The following is a 3,277-nucleotide window of genomic DNA, read 5'->3' as shown; positions in this document are numbered from 1 at the left end:
AGCAGTGAAAATTTATTGAAGATGTTGATAAAGTATTGTTTAACCTGAAAAGGGGAAATATTGAGTTTAAAGAGAGTAACTACAAAAATATCCGTGAATGTGTTGTTTGCAAACAAATTTCTCTTTATTACAGATATACTGATAAGGACAAAATAGAATTACTGCGCTTCTGGAATAATTATCAGGATAACAGTGATATGAAATTTTCAAACTCCTTCACCACAAAATAATATTCTATTCTTTGTATTTCTGCTTCTTTTTCCTGATCGAGGGATATATAATTCAGCTTACCTGACTACGAAACAAAACCGGTCAAAAAATATATTGAAAAGGGATGGTGGTTTCCTTTAATTCGTTACATTTGGTTGTAACAAAATTTGTAAAAGAAAAACTGTAAAAATGAAGAAAATAGAACTTGGAAAAGGGCTTGACAACTTGTATTTTGGTATGAGTCGCGATGAATTTAAAGAGATCATGGGCGAGCCCGATGAGGTAGAGTCCATTGAAAATGAGGATTTACCGGAAGATTTGTCTGAAGCATGGCATTATGACGATATGGAGTTATCTGCTTCATTTGATAAAATGGAAGATTGGCGATTAACATCTTTGGCTGTAAGTTCTGATAACTTCTCCTTCGAGGGCATTGACCTGATCGGGCTCAGTCAGCAGGAAGTTATGGAACAGATTGAGATGATGGGACTTGGCGATATTTCCATTGAAGAGTTGTCTGACAATGAAGAAAACAGTCAGCAAATAGCCACCATTCTTGATGTGAGCCTTAATCTTTGGTTTGATAACGGGATATTAACCGAAATTCAATGGGGCCCTTTCTGGGATGAGGAAGAAGAAGAATTAATATGGCCCGAAGTGGAATAAAAAAAATGTAGTTAATTCTACATTTTTTTTTGCCGGAATGTTTGTGATTTAAAACCTTTATATATTTTTACCCTGTAATTTTATTATTTATTAAAATCATGGAAAAGAGTATTTTGAAAGTTGATCCTGTAGCATTTCGGTATGAAGATCCCGACTTTGATGAAGACGATTTCAGTGAAGAAGATGATTATGAATGGGATGAAAACGACCTTGACGAAGATTTCGATGAGGAGTATGATGACGATGATCTCGATGAGGACTTTGATGAAGATCTTGATGACGAAGATTTTGATGATGATTTGGATGGAGAAGATTTAGAAGAGTACGACGATGATGAATTTTAGTACATCCGGGACAGACAAGTAACTTCTGGTTACTTTCTACAATCAGTAGTTCCCATCCGGCATGGCGGATTTATAATTAGTGTCTGTCCATAAAGTGACATTTACTGTGTTATGCTCGTCCGAAAATTACTCATTTACGATGAGTAAATTCCGTATTTTCGGACTTCACAAGCCTTGTAAATGACACTTTCTGAACAGACACACATATTGTAAAAAATTTTGCGAGTTTATAGACTTGCACTAATTAAAGCGGAGAAGCCGAAGCCACTCCGCTATATTTTTGTTTGTTTTTTTAGTGAGGGGTTCACTTTTAAGTGAAGCACCCTCACGTGATAAAAAATTTTTTACTCCACACGCTCCAGTTTTCTTTGTATTTTTCTGATGGCAGCTTCAATAGGCTGTTCAGGTTCAATGACATTGTAATCGCCCCAGAAATCAGGATTGGAAAAGCCCGATACTTCATCTTCAAGAATGGCATTCATCTTCAGTCGATCAGAACCCCGGAAAGGTTTATCTTCGGTATATTCCCAGTCGGTAACAGCCATTTCAAGTGTTGTATGATAGTTGGTGTTAAATAATTTACGTCTCCATTTTACTTTGAATGAAGCCTGTCCCCGACTATATCCGAAATACCATTTTCCGTTTTCGTCTTCACGATAGTTGACGATGTATGATGCTTCGGTTGGATAAACACGTGCTCCCAGAGGTTTTTTCCTGATAAACATTCGTGCTACTTCATCTCTGTCTTCTGTATTCATGTTGAATATGGCTCGCGTGACAGCCAGGTTCTCCGTGTCAATATAAAGTTTCCCGTAGAAAAGAGGTATATTGACGTGCGGTTTCTGCTCAAAGCTGAGGACATAGATGGTACGATCTTCTATGCGTGTAATATTACTTATCTTGAAGTTGTAATAATCGATCATTTCATTGTCGAACAGCAGATAAGGGTCTTTCATCATATCCAGCATGGTTGCCGTGTAAGGTCCGCCCTGAAGTTTAAAGGCCAGCGTATCAAGCTTGTCATAGTCCGTACTTTTCCGGCCAATATGAAGTCTGACCCGGTCTTCCCGCGGATCCTCGTAAGAATGTTTATATACTTCCACAACTGCCTCGGACAAAGAAACGTAAGACCAGCCCTTTTTTATTGTTTCGCGATAAAACGCAGTCATTTTTACCGGCTGACTGAGGTAGTTTTCGTCGCGACGATTCAATACGGCTTTGATCAAAAGATTCGGATCGGACGGGAAAACAGAAACTTCAATGAGTGGAACAGTAATCATTTTAAGCCTTACAGTATTACGTCCCTTCCGAAATTCAGAGAAAGGAATATATTTTTTTTCATACCCGATGAAAGAAAAGCGGATGTTTTTATCGGTCATGTTTTTTGGTACCTTCAGTGAAAAGTTACCACTTGAGTTACTGACCGTGGCAACATTGCTTCCTTCTATGGCTACTGTTGCAAAAGCAAGTGGGTCACCGTTGTCTTCATCTTCAACTGTTCCCCGAATCAATACGTAATTGAGAGTATCAAACTGTTGCTCATCTTCCCCGGAGGTGAAAGCCTGAGCATCAGGTGTAATGGTTATTATGGCGGCGATAATGGCCAGCAGCGTAATAACACTTTTTCTGTGGTTAATCATCAGAGTTTTCATGGCATCTTTCTTTTTATCCGTATAAATTTTGGTTAAAAGGTTCTCGAATAGTTTCCGAATAATCGGGACGGGCAGGGGCAAGTTGTTGCAAATCTTGCTATGCTCTTTTCGTTGAACCTGTTTGTTTTGGATGTTATTTTTTCGTTGTTAACAGCGATTTTGTTTGTTCCATCCTTTTCAATATAAAGACACCATGAGTGCGAAAAACCCTTATTCTGTTTGCATTATTTTCAATGCACTGTTGAACTTTTTCAACAGGCTGCCAAACAATTGTTTATGGTTGATTTTTGTTTTCTAAAATGCAGTATATCAAATTTATATAGACGATCTAACCTCTAACCTGCTTTATTCATAAGTTTTCGTCATGAGATGTTCAAATATCAAAAAACGCAAGCAACCACAGAC

Annotated in this window: 3 protein-coding genes; 2 read left to right on the top strand and 1 reads right to left on the bottom strand. The window is 37.9% G+C overall.

Going from position 1 to position 3,277, the window contains the following annotated elements:
* Nucleotides 1–399 precede the first annotated feature (399 nt).
* Both OQ5_RS0103040 and OQ5_RS0103035 read left to right on the top strand, forming a co-directional pair.
* Nucleotides 400–876 carry a hypothetical protein gene (locus OQ5_RS0103040; RefSeq protein WP_016776082.1) on the top strand — a complete coding sequence of 159 codons (477 nt, stop codon included), beginning with the start codon at nucleotides 400–402 and terminating at the stop codon, nucleotides 874–876.
* A 98-nt stretch (nucleotides 877–974) separates the two neighbouring features.
* Nucleotides 975–1,220: a hypothetical protein gene (locus tag OQ5_RS0103035; RefSeq protein WP_016776081.1), complete on the top strand. Its 246-nt coding sequence runs from the start codon at nucleotides 975–977 to the stop codon at nucleotides 1,218–1,220.
* A gap of 344 nt (nucleotides 1,221–1,564) precedes the next feature.
* Here the strand turns inward: OQ5_RS0103035 and OQ5_RS0103030 are convergent, their stop codons facing one another.
* The gene (locus tag OQ5_RS0103030) at nucleotides 1,565–2,872 is read right to left on the bottom strand and encodes a carboxypeptidase-like regulatory domain-containing protein (protein WP_026055087.1); all 1,308 of its coding nucleotides are present in this window, start codon (nucleotides 2,870–2,872) and stop codon (nucleotides 1,565–1,567) included.
* Nucleotides 2,873–3,277 lie beyond the last annotated feature (405 nt).

This window comes from Anaerophaga thermohalophila str. Valhall (assembly GCF_000250735.1).
In the GTDB taxonomy this organism is placed as follows: Bacteria; Bacteroidota; Bacteroidia; order Bacteroidales; family Marinilabiliaceae; genus Anaerophaga; species Anaerophaga thermohalophila_A.
The sequence above is the reverse complement of the archived record's forward strand: the minus strand, read 5'-3'. Positions and strand labels throughout refer to the sequence as shown.

Bases quoted from the DNA above. Each gene is read 5' to 3' on its own strand.
- OQ5_RS0103030 (WP_026055087.1), bottom strand. From the start codon at position 2,872: ATGAAAACTCTGATGATTAACCACAGAAAAAGTGTTATTACGCTGCTG.
- OQ5_RS0103040 (WP_016776082.1), top strand. From the start codon at position 400: ATGAAGAAAATAGAACTTGGAAAAGGGCTTGACAACTTGTATTTTGGT.
- OQ5_RS0103035 (WP_016776081.1), top strand. From the start codon at position 975: ATGGAAAAGAGTATTTTGAAAGTTGATCCTGTAGCATTTCGGTATGAA.